The sequence below is a fragment of the Stutzerimonas sp. R40042 genome (assembly GCF_026642215.1).
GTDB lineage: Bacteria > Pseudomonadota > Gammaproteobacteria > Pseudomonadales > Pseudomonadaceae > Stutzerimonas > Stutzerimonas frequens.
Genome location: NZ_CP113258.1, coordinates 674,560 through 691,260, shown reverse-complemented (window position 1 = coordinate 691,260; position 16,701 = coordinate 674,560). Strand labels below are relative to the sequence as shown.

Genomic DNA, 16,701 nt, shown 5'->3' with positions numbered 1-16,701 from the left:
ATTCAGGTGTGTCGCACCAACCGGGCCGGTACCGGTGCCGTGCCTGGAACGAGCGGCGACCTCAGCGCGTCCCGACCTGCGGCCCGGTGAGGCGATCGAGCAAGGTGCTCTGCACGTTGCGCGCGTTCTGGTTGCCGGTCGGGCTGTTGCGCACGTAGCTGCCGTCAGGCTGCAGGATCCAGCTCTGGGTGTTGTCGCTGAGGAAGCCCTCCAGCTCCTTCTTCACCCGCGTCACCAGCTTCTTGCCCTCGACCGGGAAGCAGGTTTCCACCCGCCGATCGAGATTGCGCTCCATCCAGTCCGCACTGGAGAGATAGAGCTTCTCGTCGCCATCGTTCTGGAAATAGAACACCCGGCTGTGCTCGAGAAAGCGGCCGATGATCGAGCGCACATGGATGTTGTGCGACACCCCGGCGATGCCCGGCCGCAGGCAGCACATGCCGCGCACGATGAGATCGACACGCACGCCGGTCTGGCTGGCCTTGTACAGCGCCTTGATCATCTTCGGGTCGGTCAGCGCGTTGATCTTCAGGATGATGTGCGCCGGCTTGCCTTCGGCGGCGTGCTGGGTTTCCTGGGCGATCAGGTCGAGCAGCGTCTTCTTCAGCGTGAACGGCGCATGCAGCAGCTTCTTCATGCGCATGGTCTTGCCCATGCCGATCAGCTGGCTGAACAGCTTGGAGACGTCCTCGCAGAGCGCATCGTCCGAGGTCAGCAGGCTGTAGTCCGTGTACAGCCGCGCGTTGGCGGCGTGGTAGTTGCCGGTGCCCAGGTGCGCGTAACGGCACAGTTCGCCGTTCTCGCGGCGCAGGATCAGCATCATCTTGGCGTGGGTCTTGTAGCCGACCACGCCGTAGATCACCACCGCACCGGCCTGTTGCAGACGGCTCGCCAGCTGCAGGTTGGATTCCTCGTCGAAGCGGGCGCGCAGTTCGATCACCGCGGTGACCTCCTTGCCGCTGCGCGCCGCATCCACCAGCGCATCGACGATCTCGGAGTTGGCCCCGGAGCGGTACAGCGTCTGCTTGATCGCCAGCACGCAGGGGTCCTTGGCCGCCTCGCGCAGCAGGTCGACCACCGGCGTGAAGGACTCGAAGGGGTGCAGCAGCAGGATGTCCTGCTTGTTGATCACACTGAAGATCTTGTCGCTGTTCTGCAGAAGCTTCGGAATCGACGGGGTGAACGGGCTGTATTGCAGCTCCGGGTGGCTGTCCAGGCCGGTGATACTGAACAGTCGGGTCAGGTTGACCGGGCCGTTGACCCGGTACATTTCGTTCTCGCCGAGGCTGAATTGCTTGAGCAGGAAGTCCGCCAGGTGTTGCGGACAGGTATCGGCCACCTCGAGACGCACGGCATCACCGTAACGACGGGAGATCAGCTCGCCACGCAGCGCGCGGGCCAGGTCCTCGACGTCCTCGGTGTCCACCGAGAGGTCGGCGTTACGAGTCAGACGGAACTGGTAGCAGCCCTTGACCCGCATGCCATGGAACAGATCGTCGGCGTGCGCGTGGATCATCGAGGAGAGGAAGACGAAGTTGTCGCCCGCACCGCCGACCGACTCCGGCACGCGGATCACCCGCGGCAACAGACGTGGCGCCGGAATGATCGCCAGACCGGAGTCACGACCGAAGGCATCGACACCTTCGAGCTCGACGATGAAGTTCAGGCTCTTGTTCACCAGCAGCGGAAACGGGTGGGTCGGATCGAGCCCGATCGGCGTGACGATCGGTGCGATCTCGTCACGGAAGTAGCGGCGCACCCATGCCTTGAGCTTGGCCGTCCAGTGCCGGCGGCGAATGAAACGGATCTGGTGTTCGGCCAGCGCCGGCAGCAGCACGTCGTTTAGGATCGCGTACTGGCGGTCGACCTGCTCATGCACCAGCTCGGAAATGCGCGCCAGCGCCTGATGCGGCTGCAGACCATCGGCGCCGGCCTGCTCGCGGGCGAAGGTGACGCGCTTCTTCAACCCGGCAACGCGAATCTCGAAGAACTCGTCGAGGTTGCTGGAGAAGATCAGCAGGAACTTCAGCCGCTCCAGTAGCGGATAGGACTCGTCCAGCGCCTGTTCCAGCACGCGGATATTGAACTGCAGCTGGGAAAGCTCGCGGTGGATATACAGTGCGCTGTCATCCAGATTGGTCACCGGCGCAACCGGCGTCTCTTCGATCGCCTCCGCCGGCGCAGGCACCGCCACCTCGGGCGCGGCCGGTTCCAGCATCTCGCTGACCACGGCGTCCTGCAGATCCTTTTCGCTGAGTCCCTGGTTGATCATCGCTTTGCCTCGAAAAGAGCTCACTGGCCCCGTTTTAATTGTTGTGCCGCCTGCTTGGCGAAGTAAGTGAGGATGCCATCGGCCCCGGCGCGCTTGAAGCCGACCAAAGACTCAAGAATGACGGCCTCGCTCAGCCAGCCGTTCTGGATGGCAGCCATGTGCATGGCGTACTCGCCGCTGACCTGATAGACGAAGGTCGGCGCCTTGAAAGCCTCCTTTACCCGCCAGACGATGTCCAGGTACGGCAGGCCGGGCTTGACCATGACCATGTCGGCGCCTTCGGCCAGGTCCGCGCCCACCTCGTGAAGTGCCTCGTCGCCGTTGGCCGGGTCCATCTGGTAGGTGTTCTTGTTGCTCTTGCCGAGATTCGCCGCTGAACCCACTGCATCGCGGAACGGGCCGTAGTAGGCACTGGCGTACTTGGCCGAATAGGCCATGATGCGCACGTTGTGGTGCTCGGCCACTTCCAGCGCCTCGCGGATCGCCTGGATGCGTCCATCCATCATGTCCGACGGCGCGACCACTTGAGCACCGGCCTCGGCATGGGAGAGCGCCTGCTTGACCAGCGCATCGACGGTGACGTCGTTCTGTACGTAGCCGTTGTCGTCGAGGATGCCGTCCTGGCCGTGAGTGGTGAACGGATCGAGGGCGACGTCGGTGATGATGCCCAGCTCCGGGAAGCGCGCACGCAACGCACGGGTTGCGCGCTGGGCGATGCCGTCGGGGTTCCAGGCTTCGGCGGCGTCCAGGGATTTCTTCTCCAGCGGCGTCACCGGGAACAGCGCCAGCGCCGGGATGCCCAGCGCCACCAGTTCCTCGGCCTCCTCGAGCAGCAGGTCGATGGACAGCCGCTCGACGCCGGGCATCGACGGCACGGCTTCGCGACGGTTCTCGCCATCGAGCACGAACACCGGGAGGATCAGGTCATCGACCGTCAGCACGTTCTCGCGCACCAGACGGCGGGAAAACTCGTCGCGACGGTTGCGGCGCAGGCGGGTGGCGGGGAACAGGCGGCTGGCATGAACGAAACTCACAACGGACTCCTGGCCCGCAGAACGGGCGAATATGACGTTTATAGGCCTGAAGCATGACGAAATGATGACAGCGCCATGCCGTCGGGCCTGCGAAATCGCCCCATTGTCGCCAGCCCCGCTAATGTCTGCCAGTGCTTTGATCAGCCGCAAAGCACCGAGCCAGACCCGCGGCAATGAACACCGGGCGGTCCGGCGAATCCAAGTCAGCAGGCAGGGCTTACCTGGAACCGTCCCAGGTATTAGCATCGAGTGCATCCGCAGCGCCCACCCCAGGGCCGTTGAAAACTGACCAGGAGTATCGCTATGAACAAGAAAGTCGCCGTGATCCTATCCGGCTGTGGCGTCTACGACGGCTCGGAGATCTATGAGAGCGTCATCACCCTGCTGCGCCTGGACCAGCGCGGCGTCAAGGTGCAGTGCTTCGCGCCGAACATTGCGCAGATGCACGTGATCAACCACCTGACTGGCGAGGAAATGCCGGAATCGCGCAACGTACTGACCGAATCGGCGCGCCTGGCCCGCGGAGAGATCAAGGATTTGCGCGAGGCACGCGCCGAGGATTTCGACGCGCTGATCATGCCTGGCGGCTTCGGTGCCGCGAAGAACCTCTCCACCTTCGCCACCGAGGGCGCGAACAGCAAGGCGCTGCCGGACGTGGTGGCGCTGGTCAAGGCCTTCGCCGAGGCGCGCAAGCCGGTCGGCATGATGTGCATCGCGCCGACCATGGCCGCGGAGATCTTCGGCGCCGGCGTGATCTGCACCCTCGGCAGCGACGACGCCGACGCCGCCAAGGCCGTCGGCCAGATGGGTGCCAGCCACCAGGCCTGCGAGGTCAGCGACATCGTGGTGGACAAGCAGCACCGCCTGGTCACTACCCCGGCCTACATGCTGGCGCAGTCCATCAGCGAAGCGGCGTCCGGCATCTACAAGCTGGTCGACCGAGTGCTGGAGATGACCACCGAGGACTGATTCTTCGAGCAGGCTGCAAATCCCGGGGCAACCCGGGATTTTTTTGCGCGAAAGTCGCCAAAGCCGCGGGTGCTCTTGCCGTCGGCCTGTTCAGCCCGGACGTCCTCGGGCAGTTTGGTCCGACCCTCTTCAGGAATGCCGACCATGAACCATGACGATGCGCTGCTCGCCGAGCAGGCCCAGGCGGTACGCCAGATGTTCGAGCGCATCCCCTTTAACCAGGCCCTGGGCATCGAGCTCGATGAGATCTCCACCTCGCGGGTGGTGATGCACCTGCCAATGAAGCCCGAGCTGGTCGGCAACTTCGTCCATGGCATCCTCCACGGCGGCGTGATCGCCTCGCTGCTCGACGTCGCCGGTGGCGCCATGGCGATGCTGGGCGCCTTCGACAAGCATCGTCACCTGACCATGCAGGAGCGCGCCGCCCGCCTGTCCCGCCTCGGCACCATCGACCTGCGCATCGACTATCTGCGCCCCGGCCGCGGTACGCGCTTCACTGCCAGCGCGACCCTGCTGCGCTCGGGCAACAAGGTCGCGGTGGTGCGTTCGGAGCTGCACAACGAATCGGACACGCTGATCGCCGTGGGCACCGGCACTTATCTTTGCGGCTGAACGGCCGATAGGAGATTGGCGGCCGGGGTGCGCTCTCGTACACTCTGCCGAACATGGCCATGAGCCATCATCTCCACGAGGCAGGACGCCCGCCAGTTCGAGTGCCGCCGCGTGTCCAGACTGCTGTTTTCCGACCTGCCCGCCGACCAGGTTGCCCTGCTCGGGCATAGCCACGACCCGCTGCTGGTCGTGCTCTCCTATTTGATCGCCAGCGCCGCGGCCTTCACCGCCCTGGCCCTGGCCAAGCGGGTCAGCCGCAGCAGCAGCCCGCGCGGGCGCGAGCTATGGCGCTGGGTCGGCGCCTTCGCCCTGGGCGGCGGAATCTGGTCGATGCATTTCATCGGCATGCTGGCCTTCCGCGCGCCGCTGGACATTCGCTACGAGCACGGCATCACCGCCCTTTCGCTACTGATCGCCGTGGCGGTGTCCTACGTGGTGATGCGCGTGCTTGGCCGCGATCGGTTGAGCGTGGCGCAGTACGTCCTGGCCGGGACCGCGGCCGGCATCGGCATTGCGGCGATGCATTACACCGGGATGGCCGCGATCCGATCGCTGGCCACGCTGTACTACGCGCCGCTGGCCTTCGCCGCCTCGGTGCTGATCGCCATCGGCGCCTCCATCTCCGCATTGGTACTGGGCTTCCACTTCAGCAGCAGCCAGAGCCGCCATCAGCGTTGGCAACGCCTGCTCTGCAGCCTGGTGATGGGCGCGGCAATCGTCTCCATGCACTACACCGGGATGCACGCGCTGACCCTGGCAGTCCCCGCCGGTCTCGTGGAGCACGCCGCGCCATTCGGCAGCCACACCGGCCAGGGCGCCCTGGCCTCGGCGATCGGCCTGGTGGCCCTGCTGGTGATCGTCACCGGCATCGCCGCGAGCTGGGCCGAACAGCGCTTCAGCGAGCAGCGCCAGGCGCTCGATCTGGCCGAGCACCAGCTCAATGCGATGACCCACTATGACCCGCTGACCAACCTGTTCAACGGCCGCGCCTTCACCGAGATGGTCACCCAGGTGCTGGCCGTGCGCGCGGAACGCCAGGCGCTGGCCGTACTGGTGGTGGACCTGGACAGCTTCAAGCGCATCAACGACAGCCTCGGCCACCGCAGCGGCGACCTGGCGCTGCAGCAGACGGCGCAGCGCATTCGCGCGGTGCTCGGTCAGCACGACATGCTGGCGCGCTTCTCCGGCGACGAGTTCTGCGTGCTAACCCTGGGCGCATGGGAGCACGCCCAGGCACTGGCCAACCGGATCCTCGAGCAGCTGCGCCCGCCGTTCGTTCTCGGCGACACCCAGCTGCGCCTTACGGCCAGCATCGGCATCAGTCAGTACCCGGAGGATGGCCTCAACTTCGATGCCCTGTTCCGCCACGCCGGCCTGGCCGTCGGGCAGTGCAAGGCCAGCGGCCGCAACCGCAGCCTGCGCTTCAATCCGGCACTGGAACTGCGCGCCCAAGAGGACCTGTCGCTGGAGCAGGACCTGCGCCGCGCGCTGAACGAGAACCTGCTCAGCGTGCACTACCAGCCCATCGTCGACGGCCGCAGCGGGCGTCCGGTGAGTCTCGAAGCATTGGTGCGCTGGCAGCATCCGCAGCAGGGATTCATCAGTCCGGAGCGCTTCGTCGGGCTGGCCGAGCAGCACGGTTTCGTCGCCGAGCTGGACACCTGGGTGGCGCGCCGTGCCTGCGCCGACCTGGCCGTGCTGTTGGGCGAAGGTCACGATCTGCGCATGGCGGTCAATTGCTCGGCGCTCAACCTGTCCAACCCGCAGATGCCCGCGGTGGTTGCTCGGATTCTCGAACGCACAGGGCTGGAGCCGGCGCGACTGACCGTGGAAGTCACCGAGAACGCCCTGATGAACAGCCTCGGCGCGGCGATCCGCGCGCTGGATGCGGTGCGCGAGCTGGGCGTGAAGGTTTCGATCGATGATTTCGGCAGCGGCTATTCCTCGCTGGCCTACCTGCGTCAGCTGCCGGTCGATACGCTCAAGGTCGACCGCGCCTTCGTTCGGGAAATTGCCGAGCAGGCCAACGACCGCGCCATCACCGCAGCGATCATCGCCATGGCGCACAAGCTGGGTTTGAAGGTGGTGGCCGAAGGGGTGGAAGAGGCAGTGCAGCTCGACTATCTGCGCGAGAACGGCTGCGACTTCATCCAGGGTTACTACTACAGCCGGCCGCTGCCGTTACCGGCGCTGCGCGACTGGCTGGCCGCGCGGCCGCTCACTGTGGCCGGGACAATCGCGTGAGCAGCCGGTCCAGCGCATTGGCGAACGCCTGTCGGTCACGCTCGCCGTAAGCCGCCTGGCCGCCACCCACCTGCCCCTGATCGCGCAGATCGGTGAACAGGTTGCGCACTGCCAGGCGCTCGCCCATGTTGCGCTCGTCGAACTCGCGCCCGCGCGGGTCGAGCGCGGCGACCCCCTTCTTCACCAGCCGGTCGGCCAGTGGCACGTCGCTGCAGATCACCAGGTCACCGGGCTCGGCATGCTCGACCAGATAGTCGTCCGCGGCATCCGGCCCGCTCGGCACGACAATCAGACGCACGCAGGCGAACGCCGGCTTGACCTGGCTCTGCCCGGCGACCAGCAGCACCTCGAACTTGCGTTTGAGGGCGAACTTGATCACCTGATCCTTGGCCGCGCGTGGGCAGGCGTCGGCGTCGATCCACACACGCATCGGTCCTGCCGCACTCATGCCGCGGCGCGCCGGACAGTCGCCAGCAGGGCCGCTGCCCCGGCGAACATGGTGGCAAAGCTGCGGTTGACCAGGCGCTGCTGGCGCGGCGTGCGCAGCAGGCGCAACACCTTGGCGGCAAGCCCGGTGTAGCCGGCCATGACCACCAGATCCACCACCACCATGGTCGCGGCCATCTCGCTGTACTGCAGCAGCAGCGGCCGCTGCGGATCGAGGAACTGCGGCAGCACGGCGAGAATGAAGACGATCGCCTTGGGGTTGCTGGCATTGACCAGGAAGCCACGCAAGACCAGGCTCAGCGGCCGGCCGATGGGCCGCGGTGCGGCTGAATCGTCCAGCGCTTCTGGTTGTGCCTGCCACTGCTTCCAGGCCAGCCAGAGCAGGTAGCAGACGCCGAACCACTTGATCAGGCCGAACGCCAGTTCCGAGGTCGCCAGTACCGCGCCGACACCGGCGGCGACCACGGCGATCTGCAGCACCAGCGCCAGCTGCAGACCGATGGCGTTCCAGTAGCCGCGCCAGAAGCCGTACTGCAAGCCGCAGGACATCGAAGCGATGGCCCCGGCCCCCGGCGACAGGCTGATCACCCAACAGGCGACGAAAAAGGCAAGCCAGGTTTCCAGCGTCATGGTCAGTCTCCCTTGGTCGAGCGCGCGAACTTAGCGCGATGGTCAGTCCGGCATGTCCTTGCCCAGTTTCACCGGTTCCTTCAGCTTGCGCTTCATGGCCTTGCGCATGCGGATGTTCAGCGCTTCGACGCCCAGCGAGAAGGCCATGGCGAAGTAGACGTAGCCCTTGGGCACATGCACATCGAAGGCTTCGGCAATGAGTAGCGTACCGACGACGATGAGGAACGACAGGGCGAGAATCTTAAGCGTCGGATGCTTGTCGATGAAGTCGCTGATGGTACCCGCTGCCAGCATCATGACCAGCACGGCGATGACGATCGCGGCGACCATCACCGGAACGTTCTGCACCAGACCCACCGCGGTGATTACCGAGTCCAGCGAGAAAATGATATCGATCACCGCGATTTGCAGGATGACCCCGAGGAACCCGGCCTTCACCCCGCTGCCAGCAGCCTGGTCCTCTTCCTCACCCTCGACGCTGTGCCAGATCTCCATGGTGCTCTTGAACAGGAGGAACAGGCCACCGAAGAACAGGATCAGGTCGCGCCCGGAAACACCCTCCCCAAGCACCGTGAACAGGTCGTTGGTCAGGCGCATCACCCAGGCGATGGACAGCAACAGCAGGATCCGCGTGCCCATGGCCAGTGCCAGGCCGAAGAAGCGCGCCTTGGGCTGCTGCGCCTTGGGCAGGCGGCTGACCAGAATCGAGATGAAGATGATGTTGTCGATGCCCAGGACGATCTCCAGGGCAGTCAGGGTCAGAAAGGCGACCCATATTTCAGGGTTGCTGAGCCATTCCATAGGTTACTTCTCTGGGGTGGGAGGGTTGATCAGCTGCATGTCGCCGCCGCGCCAGCGGCGCACGGCTTTCTGGAAGAACAGGCTGTTGGGCACCTGGACGATGGCGCCAGTCCCGGCTTCGGCCACTTCCTCGAGGGTCGTGTAGAGCAGATTGATGTCGATGACGCGTCCCTTGACGATCGGCTTGTCGAACGCCTCGACGATCTCCACCACGTCGCCCAGGCGGAACGGCCCGACGGTGAGGATCAGCACGGCACAGAGCAGGTTGGACAGCACGCTCCAGATCGCGAAGAAGGCGATTGCCGCGACCGCGACGAAACCGGAAATAGCGGTCCACAGCACCGTGGCGGACACGCCGAAGCGCTCCAGCACCATGATCAAAGCACCGCCGATGATGAACCAGCGGATACCTCCGCGCACCGGGATCAGCAACTCCGGCGGCAGCGGATAGCGCGACGACAGCCGGGTCAGTCCGCGCACGACCAGGCGCTGCAGCACGTACGCCACCAACAGGATCAGCAGCACCTGCAGACCCAGCATCCACTGCAGGCGCCACTCCTCGATCAGGGCCAGCCAGGTTTCGTTCACGCGCTGGCCTCCAGTTGCGCCTGCAGGGCTTCCAGGGTTTCCAGTGCTTCCAGCCAGGCCTCTTCCAGCTCGCCTTCGCGAACCTTGAGCTCGGCCTGCTGGGCCAACAGCTCTCGCAGTTCGTCCTTGCGCGCCACCTCATAGAGCGCACTGTCGCCGAGCCGCGCTTCCAGTGCGGCCAGCTTTTCGTGCACGCCAGCCAGGTCCTTCTCCAGCTTGTCGGCCTGGCGCTTGTGCGGCGCCAGCTGCTGACGCAGCGCAGCCGCCGCCTGGCGCTGGGCGCGCTTGTCGGTCTTGTCCACGGCAGGCTCGCCGCTCGCTATGGGTTGCTGGCGCGCCCGGTAGTCCACCAGCCAGCGCGCGTAGTCCTCGAGATCGCCGTCGAAGTCCTGCACTCGGCCATCGGCCACCAGCAGGAATTCGTCGGTCGTGCTCTTGAGCAGATGGCGGTCGTGCGACACCACCAGCACCGCTCCCTCGAAGTCCTGCAGCGCCAGGGTCAGCGCCAGGCGCATCTCCAGATCCAGATGGTTGGTCGGCTCGTCGAGCAGCAGCAGGTTGGGCTTGCCCCAGGCGATCACCGCCAGCGCCAGGCGCGCCTTCTCGCCACCGGAGAAGTTCAACACCGGCTCGTCGCAACGATCGCCGCGGAAATCGAAGCCGCCGAGGAAATCGCGCAGGGTCTGCTCGCGCTCGTTGGCGGCGATGCGCTGCAGGTGCAGCAGCGGGCTGGCCTTGGGGTCGAGCGAATCGAGCTGATGCTGGGCGAAGTAGCCGACCACCAGGTTCTCGCCGCGCTGCAGGCGGCCGCCGAGGGGCGATAGCTCGCCGGACAGCGTCTTGATCAGGGTCGACTTGCCGGCACCGTTGGGACCCAGCAGGCCGATCCGCGCGCCAGGCACTAGCTGCAGCTTGACCTTGTCCAGGACCAGCTTGTCGCCATAGCCGAGGCGGCCCTCGGCCAGATCCAGCAACGGACTGGAGACCTTGTCCGCTTCCCGGAAACGAAAGTCGAATGGCGAATCCACATGCGCCGGGGCCAGTTCCTCCAGCCGCTCCAACGCCTTGATCCGGCTCTGCGCCTGGCGTGCCTTGGTTGCCTTGGCCTTGAAGCGGCGGATGAAGCTTTCCATGTGCGCACGCTGCGCCTGCTGTTTCTCGTAAGCCTGCTGCTGCTGCGCCAGACGCTCGGCGCGGGTGCGTTCGAACGCCGAGTAGCCGCCGCGGTAGAGGGTCAGCTTGCGCTGCTCCAGGTGGATGACGTGGTCGACCACCGCGTCGAGAAAGTCGCGGTCGTGAGAGATCAGCAGCAGCGTGCCGGGATAGCCCTTGAGCCAGTCCTCGAGCCAGAGGATCGCATCCAGGTCGAGGTGGTTGGTCGGCTCGTCCAGCAGCAGCAGGTCCGACGGACACATCAGCGCCTGCGCCAGATTCAGACGCATGCGCCAGCCACCGGAAAAGCTACCGACCGGCAGCGCCATCTGTTCATTGGAAAAGCCCAACCCGGCGAGCAGCTTGCGCGCCCGTGCATCGGCGCTGTAACCGTCGGCATTGTCCAGCTCGCTGTGCAGGCGCGCCAGGGCGTTGCCGTCATGAGCCTGCTCGGCAGCAGCCAGGTCGCGCTGGATGCGACGCAACTCGATGTCGCCGTCGAGCACGTAATCCACCGCCAGGCGGTCGAGGGTATCGATCTCCTGGCGCATGTGCGCGATGCGCCAATCCGGCGGCAGCTGGCAGTCGCCACCATCGGGCACCAGCTCGCCACGCAGCAGGGCGAAGAGTGTGGATTTGCCGGCACCGTTGGCACCGACCAGGCCGGCCTTCTGGCCGGGATGCAGGGTCAGCTCGGCGCCTTCCAGCAAACGCTGAGGGCCACGCTGTAGAGTGAGGTTCTGAAGTCGGATCATAATGGCGGCGAGTTTATCAGTTCGCCTGGAGAGCCAGCCGGGCGGCCGAAAAAAAAGGCGTATCACTTATGCTCAACCCTGATCTCTGGACCTTCGCCCTGCACTGCTACGCACGAGAGGGGGTCGAGAGCGCCTGCCTGGAACTGCAAAGTCAGGGGGCGGATGTCTGTGTGCTGATCTGCGCGGCCTGGCTGGAGGTACGCGGAGTGGCATGCAGTCCGGAGCGGATGCGTGCGCTGGAAGAAGTCGCCGCACCCTGGCGACACAGGGTGGTGGAGCCACTGCGCGAACTGCGCCAGGCATGGCGCTCGCCGGCAGAACAGGACGAAGCCTTGCGAGAACTGCGCGAAGCGCTCAAGACGCTCGAACTGCAAGCGGAGCGCAGCCTGCTGGAGCGGCTGCAGACGGCGAGCTGCGAATGGAGCGAAAGCGCTGGTGCCGACCGGTGGTTGAGCGCTCTTGGGCCGAAAGGTAGTAGCCACGTTGCGCTGGAAACCCTGCGCAACGCGGCTTATCAGACTCAGCTGGAGCTGGCAGCTTTCTGAGTCGCGGTGCGCTTGGCTGCAGGCTTGCGAGCAGCAGGCTTTTTCGCCGCGGGCTTGGCTGCCGTGGGCTTGGCCGCTGCCTCAGCCGCAACGGGCGCAGCCTTGTTGGCGGATTGCGCGGCAGCAGCGGGTCTGGCCACAGTGGCCGAGCGCGCGCGGGCTGGAGCCTTGGCCGTTGCAGGGCGCGTAGCCGCAGGCTTGGCCGCGGCAGTGCCGGCCGAGGTCTTCGCGGCTGTCTTGGTCGGAGCTTTTGCCGGAGCCTTGACTGGCGCTTTAGCAGCCGGCGTCACCGCTGTTTTGGTCGCCGGAGCTTTGGCAGATGCGGCCGCCGGCTTGGCTGCAGCCGGGGCGACCTTGCTGGCAGGCTTGCGCGCAGCCGGACGGGAGGGTGCGGCGGGCTTGACAGCAGTCGCAGACTGGCTGCGCAAGGCCTTGTCAGCATCATCGGCAACCTTGCGGATACCCTGGGCCAGCTTCAGGCTCTGCTCAGCATCGCGCTTGAGATCGGCCAGGTAGGTCAGGGTTTCGCTCTGCCGGCTCTGCAGCAATGCGAGGGACTCTTCCAACTCGCCTAGCCGGGAGCGCGCCTTGACCTGTGCCTTGGCCTTGCCCGCATTGCCGGCGTCGTCCAGCTTGGCACGGACCTTGGTCAGCTTGTCCTGAGCCTTGCCTCGCTGCTTCTGCAGCTTGGCAAGCGTGCTTTCGGCATCCTTGATCGCCCGAGCGCAGGCCTGGTCAAGGTGGTCAATCAGACTGAGGGAAAGCTGCTGCAGCAAATGCAGCGGGGTGGTAACCGACTTCTTCTTCGCGGGCATGGAGGCGCCTCCTGGCAGGAACGGTGCCCCCATACTAGACGGCCGGCTCTAGCGCCGCCAGCGCCCGCCGAGCGGCTCCGGCCGGCAGCGCCATGGCCACCATCTCATGCGGTAGTGGCGTCTGCCTGTTTGTGCGCGTTATGCAGGACTTCGATCAGGCAGTCTTCCAGCTCGAAGCGCTCATGCAGCAGCTGGCCCAGCTGCTTGAGCTCGTCGGCCAAGCCTGGGCTACCCAGGCAATCGCCCTTCTCGCAACGATCATTGAAGCCCAACGCAACCTTGGTGATGGTCTCGATACGCGGGTAGATCTGCTTGGCCAACTCGATCGCGCGGGCATCGCCGAACGCTTCGGCCTCGGCGAGCAGTTGTTCGTAGATTTCGAAGTGGCCGGCCGAGACGTAGTCGACCAGGTATTCGCAGAACCGCTGCAGGGCCTGTCGAGCGGTCGCGTCGCGATCGGTATGCAGCTCGTGATAGGCGTTGATCAGTGCATGGCGCTCGTGCAGCCAGCGATCGATCAGCAGATGTACACCACCCCAGCGTTCCTGGGCATTGCGACAGCTCTCGAGCATGATGTCCTCACTTCCCTAATCGATGATGCTTTTACGCCATTCCGAGACGTTTTTCTGTCTTTCGGTATCGGCCCTGGGTGAGTGGCGGCAGCGGATGGCGAAAATCCGTCACCGCAGGAGCAGACTATGCCGCGCTGCTCGATGCATCAAGCGAAAAGCCGACGAATCTCACAAGCGCATCAAACCACTGCACGTCCATGAGAAGACCCTGCTAGCGCAGCGGGAGTTCGACGGTAAGAAGGAAAGTTTTGCTCAGTCGCGGCGCAATAGCTGCGCAAGACAGACAATGGCCATGCCGATGAAGGCCAGTAGACTCCACTCGGGAATGCTCAGCCCCAGCATAGTCCAGCTCACTTCGGCACACTCCGCGGTGCCGTGCAGCACCAGACGGGCGATTTCCTGGAAGGGCAACGCTTCCATCATGTATTCCAGGCTCGGCAGGCAGCTCGGCAACTGATCGGCCGGCACACTCTGCAACCAGATCTGGCGAATGGCAGTGGCGCTGCCGAACAGTACGAACAACAAGCCGACACCAGCGTAAACGCGCCGCCCGGTCTTGGCCGGTCCGTGAATCGCAGCCACCAGGCAGGTCAGGCCAAAGGCGATCACGCAGATGCGCTGGACAATGCACAGTGGGCACGGCGCCAGGCCCATTACGTGTTCCATGTAGAGCGCAACGACGATCAGCAGCGCGCTTCCGATAAAGGCGAGAAGGAACAGGGAACGTGGGCTGGCCAGACGCATGGTGGCTCCGCTTACAAGGGAAAGTCCGCTACGGTAGTGGAAACCTGGACAGCCTTACAAGCGGCGAGAAAGACCCGCGCAAGCGTCAAGCCCGGCACATGGCGGACCTGACGAGCCGGTCACAGAGTCGCGGGCAGATTGCGGTCGAGCAAACCGACTCCCTGCTGGAACAGGCGATTGCTGCTTTCGGTATCGCCCAGTTGCGCCAGGAGACGCGCCAGCTCGGCGCAGGTTTCCGGGCGGTGGTCGAAGCGTAGGCTCGCCTCGAAATAGTCGCGCGCCTTGCCCCATAGTTCGTTGCGCAGGCTGAGCCGTCCCAGCGCAAGCAGCAGCACGGGGTTTTGCGGGTGATCCTTGAGCCAGCCTTCGGCATGCGCCAGTTGGCGCGCCGGATCACGACCGAGTACGCGGCCGTAGCGTTCCACCAGTCGATCGTCGTACTGTCGTTTGATCGCCGCGTAGAGAACCTCCTCGGCTTTCCCCTGGGCACCGAGGCGAGCAAGCCCGTCGGCGTAGGCGCGCACCACCAGTGGCTCCCCTCGCAGCGCGCTGGGGACGGTCTGCCAACGCTGGTTCAGCGCCTCGATGCTCGCCTCGGGAGCCAGCTCGGACGGCTGCCCGGCCTGTTCAACCGCCGCCGTCCAGGCCAGCACTTCCAGCTCGCTGAGCTTCGCCGCTGGCAGCACGCGATGCTTGCGCAGCTCCGGCAGCAGCCGACACAGCGCTGCCCAGTCCTCGAGCTGGACATAGAGCTGTTGCAGCAGCGTCAGTACATAGGGATGTCGCGGATGGTCGTTCTGCAGCTCGCTGAGCGAGGCGCGCGCCTCGACATACTGGCCGCGAGCAATCTGCAGCTGCGCCTGGGTCAGGCCGATCGCCAAGGCCGCCTCGGGTTCACGCTCGCGAGCCTTCTGCAGCAGCTCATCGCTCTGGGCATACTCGCCCAGCTCGTTGGCCGCCCGCGCTGCCCCCAGATAATGCACCAACGGCTGGCGATCCTTCTCGGCGGCCAGTTGCAGGTGATTGAGCGCCGGCGCCCATTGGCCTTCGGCAAGCTCGCGCAGGCCGCTGCGGGACGCCTTCTCCACGCGGCGTTCGCGATGGCGACGCGACCATGGGTTGACCAGCGCACCGGAGATTTGCAACAGCCCCAGCAGCCAGTGCACCACAACGGCCACCAGCCACAGGCTTGCGACCAGGGCAAGGAAGACCCAGAAGCTCGACTCGTAGCGGAACTGATCATATGTGATCAGCACGTAGCCAGCGCTCTGGCTGATCGCCCAGCCGAGGAATCCGGCAACGGCAAGCAGCAGAATGAGTAGCAACGCCAGTCTTTTCATGTGCGCTGGGCCTCCTGCTCGGCGTCCTGCGTCTCGGGCTGGGCGGGCGCTTCGCCTGTATCGCCCGCGTCGCGGCGTTCACGCTTCTGTACGTAGGCCTGCAGCGCCTCCAGCGCCGGCGCAAGATCGGGCAGGGTCACCTCCACCTCGCGCTGCGAAAGCTCTTCGAGACGCTTGCGCAGACCGCGAGCCTGGCCATTGTCTTCACTGAAGTGATCCTTGAGTACCGAGCTGGCCTGCTCCAGTGACTGCCGGTAGACCTCGGCATTGCCATTGAGCACCGCCCACTGGGCCTGCTCGATAGCCAGCGAAAGGGCCAGGCGCACCTGGCCCAGGGTCTGCCCGACAAGCAGCGGCTTGACGTCGGCACCGGCGTCGAAGTCCACCCGCACGTAGCGCGTCAGCTCGTTCAGCCAGCGTTGCCAGCGGCTGTCCTGGGCGCTTTCCGGCTGTGCCTCGCCATTGACGAACTCCGGTGCCAGTGCGCTGAGCTGAGCGGTCTGCCCACGCAAGGCGCCGAGTTGCAGGAACAACCCGGTGCGATCGAGCTCCGGCAGGCTTCGCAGGCCTTCGAGCCCTTCCAGCAGTTTCTGCCGCGTGCTGTAGGCAGCGGGATCGTCCTGCTTCTGCAGGATCAGATCGGCTTCGTGAACCAGCATTTCGGCGCTTTTCACGTCCTGCATGGCCGACAGCTGCAGCATCGCCATGCGCAACAGGTGTTCAGCTTCGGCCAGGCGCCACTCCTCGCGGCTCGCGCCGAGCACCTGCTCAACCCGCCCGGAAAGGCGCTGCTGATCGCTCTGTAACGTCGCCAGCATACGCCGCCGCTCCTCCAGCTCACTGGCCGACGGCAACTGCTCCAGACGACCAAGGCGTGCCGCCATCTGGCGCTCGCGCTCGGCCAGCTGACGCATCTGTTCGGCGGTGCCCTGCATGGCTTCGAGTCGCTGGCCTTCCTGAGCGCCGAGCTGCTGCAATTGCCAGACGCCGTAACCAGCGAGCGCCACGCCACCCAGCCCGACCAGCAGCGCCACGGTTGCCAGGGACTTGGCGCCGCCACTGGCGACAGGCTTGGACGGGGCAGTCTTGGACGACTTGGCGGGCTCGACGGCTGGAGTCGGCTCACTGGCGGGGGGTTGCAGCGGTTCTTTCTTGGAATCTGCTTCGCTCACGTTTCCATC

16 protein-coding genes are annotated in these 16,701 nt (G+C 65.3%); 4 read left to right on the top strand and 12 right to left on the bottom strand.

Annotation, left to right across the window (positions count from 1 at the left end):
* Positions 1-61 precede the first annotated feature (61 nt).
* A complete protein-coding gene (gene ppk1, locus OUY36_RS03125; RefSeq protein WP_267936745.1) occupies positions 62-2,272 on the bottom strand; it encodes a polyphosphate kinase 1 in 2,211 nt (736 codons plus the stop codon).
* A 20-nt stretch (positions 2,273-2,292) separates the two neighbouring features.
* Entirely contained in the window at positions 2,293-3,306 is a 1,014-nt protein-coding gene (hemB, locus tag OUY36_RS03120; RefSeq protein ID WP_267936743.1) for a porphobilinogen synthase, read from the bottom strand.
* 303 nt (positions 3,307-3,609) lie between these two features.
* On the opposite strand from hemB, the gene elbB reads away from it, so the two are divergent.
* The 3 genes from elbB to OUY36_RS03105 all read left to right on the top strand — a co-directional run bounded on the left by elbB (position 3,610) and on the right by OUY36_RS03105 (position 7,131).
* A complete protein-coding gene (gene elbB, locus OUY36_RS03115) occupies positions 3,610-4,275 on the top strand; it encodes an isoprenoid biosynthesis glyoxalase ElbB (protein WP_011911772.1) in 666 nt (221 codons plus the stop codon).
* A 144-nt stretch (positions 4,276-4,419) separates the two neighbouring features.
* Complete coding sequence (locus OUY36_RS03110; protein ID WP_013981640.1) at positions 4,420-4,887, top strand: thioesterase family protein; 468 nt, start codon at positions 4,420-4,422, stop codon at positions 4,885-4,887.
* A gap of 111 nt (positions 4,888-4,998) precedes the next feature.
* The gene (locus tag OUY36_RS03105) at positions 4,999-7,131 is read left to right on the top strand and encodes a putative bifunctional diguanylate cyclase/phosphodiesterase (RefSeq protein WP_267936742.1); all 2,133 of its coding nucleotides are present in this window, start codon (positions 4,999-5,001) and stop codon (positions 7,129-7,131) included.
* On the opposite strand, the gene OUY36_RS03100 is transcribed toward OUY36_RS03105, so the two are convergent.
* From OUY36_RS03100 to OUY36_RS03080, 5 genes are read right to left on the bottom strand one after another with little or no spacing between them, the layout of a single operon-like run.
* Entirely contained in the window at positions 7,106-7,561 is a 456-nt protein-coding gene (locus OUY36_RS03100; protein WP_102839573.1) for a YaiI/YqxD family protein, read from the bottom strand. The two genes, OUY36_RS03105 and OUY36_RS03100, sit on opposite strands and share 26 nt — an antisense overlap.
* Before the next feature lie 14 nt (positions 7,562-7,575).
* Positions 7,576-8,208, bottom strand: a complete 633-nt coding sequence (locus OUY36_RS03095) for a LysE family transporter (protein ID WP_011911768.1) — start codon at positions 8,206-8,208, stop codon at positions 7,576-7,578.
* A gap of 42 nt (positions 8,209-8,250) precedes the next feature.
* Positions 8,251-9,009 (bottom strand): TerC family protein, encoded by a 759-nt coding sequence (locus OUY36_RS03090; RefSeq protein WP_125868785.1) that lies wholly within the window; start codon positions 9,007-9,009, stop codon positions 8,251-8,253.
* 3 nt (positions 9,010-9,012) lie between these two features.
* Positions 9,013-9,597, bottom strand: coding sequence for a mechanosensitive ion channel domain-containing protein (locus OUY36_RS03085; RefSeq protein WP_020306698.1), 585 nt, complete (start codon positions 9,595-9,597; stop codon positions 9,013-9,015).
* A complete protein-coding gene (locus OUY36_RS03080; RefSeq protein ID WP_267936741.1) occupies positions 9,594-11,504 on the bottom strand; it encodes an ATP-binding cassette domain-containing protein in 1,911 nt (636 codons plus the stop codon). Before OUY36_RS03080 ends, OUY36_RS03085 begins: the two co-directional genes overlap by 4 nt.
* Before the next feature lie 68 nt (positions 11,505-11,572).
* Between OUY36_RS03080 and OUY36_RS03075 the strand changes: the two genes are divergently transcribed.
* Positions 11,573-12,049: a TIGR02444 family protein gene (locus OUY36_RS03075; protein ID WP_230726093.1), complete on the top strand. Its 477-nt coding sequence runs from the start codon at positions 11,573-11,575 to the stop codon at positions 12,047-12,049.
* Here OUY36_RS03075 and OUY36_RS03070 read toward each other — a convergent pair.
* From OUY36_RS03070 to OUY36_RS03050, 5 genes are all read right to left on the bottom strand, one after another.
* Positions 12,025-12,864, bottom strand: coding sequence for an AlgP family protein (locus OUY36_RS03070; protein ID WP_267936740.1), 840 nt, complete (start codon positions 12,862-12,864; stop codon positions 12,025-12,027). The two genes, OUY36_RS03075 and OUY36_RS03070, sit on opposite strands and share 25 nt — an antisense overlap.
* Positions 12,865-12,968: 104 nt before the next feature.
* A complete protein-coding gene (locus tag OUY36_RS03065) occupies positions 12,969-13,436 on the bottom strand; it encodes an Rsd/AlgQ family anti-sigma factor (RefSeq protein WP_063539596.1) in 468 nt (155 codons plus the stop codon).
* A gap of 252 nt (positions 13,437-13,688) precedes the next feature.
* The gene (locus OUY36_RS03060) at positions 13,689-14,180 is read right to left on the bottom strand and encodes a disulfide bond formation protein B (RefSeq protein WP_063539595.1); all 492 of its coding nucleotides are present in this window, start codon (positions 14,178-14,180) and stop codon (positions 13,689-13,691) included.
* A gap of 119 nt (positions 14,181-14,299) precedes the next feature.
* Entirely contained in the window at positions 14,300-15,520 is a 1,221-nt protein-coding gene (locus tag OUY36_RS03055) for a heme biosynthesis HemY N-terminal domain-containing protein (RefSeq protein WP_102839567.1), read from the bottom strand.
* On the bottom strand, positions 15,517-16,692 hold the full coding sequence (locus OUY36_RS03050) for a uroporphyrinogen-III C-methyltransferase (RefSeq protein WP_267936738.1): 1,176 nt from the start codon (positions 16,690-16,692) through the stop codon (positions 15,517-15,519). The genes OUY36_RS03055 and OUY36_RS03050 overlap by 4 nt, the downstream gene beginning before the upstream one ends.
* Positions 16,693-16,701: the final 9 nt, after the last annotated feature.

Excerpts from the sequence above, each read along its gene's own strand:
- ppk1 (WP_267936745.1), bottom strand. The coding sequence starts at position 2,272 with ATGATCAACCAGGGACTCAGCGAAAAGGATCTGCAGGACGCCGTGGTC.
- elbB (WP_011911772.1), top strand. The coding sequence starts at position 3,610 with ATGAACAAGAAAGTCGCCGTGATCCTATCCGGCTGTGGCGTCTACGAC.
- OUY36_RS03110 (WP_013981640.1), top strand. The coding sequence starts at position 4,420 with ATGAACCATGACGATGCGCTGCTCGCCGAGCAGGCCCAGGCGGTACGC.
- OUY36_RS03100 (WP_102839573.1), bottom strand. The coding sequence starts at position 7,561 with ATGCGTGTGTGGATCGACGCCGACGCCTGCCCACGCGCGGCCAAGGAT.
- OUY36_RS03095 (WP_011911768.1), bottom strand. The coding sequence starts at position 8,208 with ATGACGCTGGAAACCTGGCTTGCCTTTTTCGTCGCCTGTTGGGTGATC.
- OUY36_RS03090 (WP_125868785.1), bottom strand. The coding sequence starts at position 9,009 with ATGGAATGGCTCAGCAACCCTGAAATATGGGTCGCCTTTCTGACCCTG.
- OUY36_RS03080 (WP_267936741.1), bottom strand. The coding sequence starts at position 11,504 with ATGATCCGACTTCAGAACCTCACTCTACAGCGTGGCCCTCAGCGTTTG.
- OUY36_RS03075 (WP_230726093.1), top strand. The coding sequence starts at position 11,573 with ATGCTCAACCCTGATCTCTGGACCTTCGCCCTGCACTGCTACGCACGA.
- OUY36_RS03070 (WP_267936740.1), bottom strand. The coding sequence starts at position 12,864 with ATGCCCGCGAAGAAGAAGTCGGTTACCACCCCGCTGCATTTGCTGCAG.
- OUY36_RS03065 (WP_063539596.1), bottom strand. The coding sequence starts at position 13,436 with ATGCTCGAGAGCTGTCGCAATGCCCAGGAACGCTGGGGTGGTGTACAT.
- OUY36_RS03060 (WP_063539595.1), bottom strand. The coding sequence starts at position 14,180 with ATGCGTCTGGCCAGCCCACGTTCCCTGTTCCTTCTCGCCTTTATCGGA.
- OUY36_RS03055 (WP_102839567.1), bottom strand. The coding sequence starts at position 15,520 with ATGAAAAGACTGGCGTTGCTACTCATTCTGCTGCTTGCCGTTGCCGGA.